Origin of the sequence: Microcoleus sp. B7-D4 (assembly GCF_036705125.1) — a bacterium.
Lineage (GTDB): Bacteria > Cyanobacteriota > Cyanobacteriia > Cyanobacteriales > Microcoleaceae > Microcoleus.
The window spans coordinates 1-3,164 of the sequence record NZ_JAUBTT010000222.1 but is presented as its reverse complement, the minus strand read 5'-3'; the positions used below and the strand labels follow the sequence as shown (position 1 = coordinate 3,164).

General features: G+C 43.8%; 2 protein-coding genes. One reads left to right on the top strand and one right to left on the bottom strand.

All coding sequences use genetic code 11. The features are described 5' to 3' along the window. Positions 1 to 516: 516 nt before the first annotated feature. Positions 517 to 1,503, top strand: a complete 987-nt coding sequence (locus QUB12_RS36915; protein WP_333144692.1) for a mechanosensitive ion channel family protein — start codon at positions 517 to 519, stop codon at positions 1,501 to 1,503. A 137-nt stretch (positions 1,504 to 1,640) separates the two neighbouring features. On the opposite strand, the gene purU is transcribed toward QUB12_RS36915, so the two are convergent. Beyond that, on the bottom strand, positions 1,641 to 2,495 hold the full coding sequence (gene purU, locus QUB12_RS36910; RefSeq protein ID WP_333144691.1) for a formyltetrahydrofolate deformylase: 855 nt from the start codon (positions 2,493 to 2,495) through the stop codon (positions 1,641 to 1,643). Positions 2,496 to 3,164 lie beyond the last annotated feature (669 nt).

Genomic DNA, 3,164 nt, shown 5'->3' with positions numbered 1-3,164 from the left:
TGCACACTTCTCTCGATCGCCCGCTCGAATAATCCAGGTCCGTCAGCTTTTGGCGCTTATTCAGCAAGCCCTAATTATTGTAGGGGCAATCCGACCCCTACTCCCCGTGGTTGCCCTATAGATAGGGGGTAGGCACGGGGGCACTACCCCTACAAATTTATCTGAATCATTTAGGATTGCTATATAGCAATCCTAAATCAGTTGTACAAATAAGTAGGGGTAGTGCTACCCCTACTCCCCGTGCCTACCCCCCACGGATCGGGGCAACCACGGGGGGTTTGCCCCTACAAAAATTACACAATTCATACGGATCGGGGCAACCACGGGGGTTTGCCCCTACAAAAATTACACAATTCATTTAGAATTGCTATATATCTCAACCTATAATCTGCATTCAAAATTTTGAGGACTGCCACAAAATCTTCCTCGCGTCCTACCAACCTACAGTCTTTAGATAGAACTTAATCGAGCTAGATTCTACTACTATCGACAACGACTGATAGGCGAGGAAACTTCATGAAGGCAGAGATATCCATAGTCTGGAAAAAGATTCAGAGCATGATCGACGGCTTTATGATCATGCTGCCTAATATTGTGCTGGCGTTAATTGTCTTTGCAATTTTTTACTTTGTGGGTAGGCAAATTAAGAGAGTGGTCAGGCGAGTTACCCGCCACCACCACCAAGCTCGAAATTTGGGGCTGGTGTTAGGACGGTTAGCCCAGAGTGCGATCGTTCTAGTTGGTCTATTTATTTCTCTTTCGATTATAATTCCCACATTTAAAGCTGGGGATTTGATTCAATTGCTAGGAATTAGCGGGGTGGCGATTGGTTTTGCCTTTCGCGATATCTTGCAAAACTTCTTAGCCGGTATCCTAATTCTGTTGACGGAACCGTTCCGAATCGATGACCAGATTGTGTTTAAAAACTTTGAGGGAACGGTAGAAAATATTGAGACGCGCGCTACAACAATCCTCACCTATGATGGTCGCCGGATTGTCATTCCCAATGCCGAATTGTTTACCAATTCGGTGACAGTGAATACCGCTTTCGATAAACGCCGCACGGAATACGATTTTAGTATTGGTTACGGCGACGATATTGATTGCGCCAAGCAGTTAATGCTGGAAGCATTGTACAGCATAAAGGAGGTGTTGAAAGATCCTGCACCCGATGTGCTGGTGCTTGAGCTAGCAGAAAGTACCGTCAAGATCCGCGTTCGGTGGTGGATTGCTCCGCCGCGCCGCATTGACGATATGCGATCGCGCGACAAGGTAATTTGTGCTATTAAAAAAAAGCTTGTGGAAAACGGCATCGATTTGCCTTATCCCACGCGACAAATTTTGTTTCATGACCAAACCGAAGAAACCGATGGCGATCGCTCCCAGCAGCGCGAAGGATGGCCCGCAGGCAAAAGTAATGTTCCGAAACCTCGTCGTATGGGCCGCTCTTTGCGAAAATTTACCCAAGGGCGATCGCAACTTGACGGCAACGGGCAATCTTAACCCCATCACAAGTCATGAAAAATATCAAGTTGAGAAAACTTTGGGATTCGCTGCACTTCGCTCGTGCAACCGGAATTGATATAACTCGCCGAGTGATCCAAGGAGTAACAAACCAGAATTGATATGATGCCTAATTTTCAAGCAAAAACCACAGTCCGATTGCCATAAACTAAAACACGATTTTGTAAATGATATCGCACGGATCTTGCTAAGACAACCCTTTCTAAATCTTTACCTTTGCGAATCAAATCAGAGACTTCATCGCGGTGACTCACGCGCACAACATCTTGTTCGATAATCGGGCCCGCATCTAAATCGGGTGTAACATAGTGGGCTGTTGCACCGATAATTTTTACCCCTCTTTCATAAGCCCTTTCGTAGGGATTTGCACCCACAAACGCGGGTAAAAATGAATGGTGAATATTAATCACATTGGGAAATTTTCTGATAAAGTCTTGACTCAAAATTTGCATATATTTAGCCAAAACTACTAAATCAATCTTATATTTTTTAAGAAGTTCTAACTGTTGTGCTTCTTGAAGAGCTTTATTGTCTTTAGTAATGGGAATATACTCAAAGTCGATACCGTATTGTGCGGCAATGGGCTTTAAATTTTCATGGTTGCTGATTATCAGCGGAATTTCACCTCGGATTTCTTGCGCTCGCTGTCGCCAAATCAAGTCTAATAAACAGTGATCTTGACGGCTTACCCAGATTGCGATGCGTCGAATTTTATGAGAGAAATGCAATTGCCAATTGGCTTGTAAGTCCTTGGCAATTTCACTAAAAGTCGGTGTTATTTGTTCGGTGGTTAAGTCAAAATCATCTAATTGCCATTCTAGCCTGCTCAGAAATAATCCGGCCGTAAAATCTGTATGGTGATCTGCGTGGATGATATTGCCGTTGTGGGAGGCGATAAAATTGGCAAGTAAGGCGACAAGTCCCTTGCGATCGGGACAGGAAATTAACAGGGTTGCTGTAGGGCTAGTCATAATATAATGACAAAAGTGTCTTGCTGAGTTTATTGAGAAAAAAGTGATATCACAGGAGTTTATTGATACTGAGATGTTGCACCATTCTCCATTAGCCTTTTATGAACAGGCAAGATGCCTGTTCCACAAGAAAATTTATATTTTGTGGAACAGGCATCTTGCCTGTTTCGATGGGCTTACGGGCGGGCTCTTCGGCCCAACCCCTACTCCCCACAAAAGATTTTAACTAAGAGTGGAACAGGCCGAAAAGCCTGTTTCTTATATTGGTGCAAGATGTGAATTTAAACTGATATCTTACAACAATATCAATCAAGGACTTTCGCGCGGGGTGGGGGCGGGTTTTTTAGTCTTTTGGTATCCTTGAAAGCTATTGAGTAAGCAGCCCCTTGTATGTTAAAAGAGGTAGATTGCGATTTACTGTTGGGTGGGGGCGGGTTTATTCAGATTGTTGGTAATTGTTAGATATTGTTGGTGAACCCGCCCCTACAGGTTGTTGACCGCCGGTGCAATATCTTAGTTTAATTGACACTCAAGCGGGCTAAAGCCACTGAGATTCTGCTGACAGAATAGCTTTAGTTATTACTAAAGTTTGATTCTCGCTACGGTGGTCAAATACCGTCTACTTAGTCACCCAAATCAAGTTTAGGTTTCTAGCTACTTTTGTCGTTT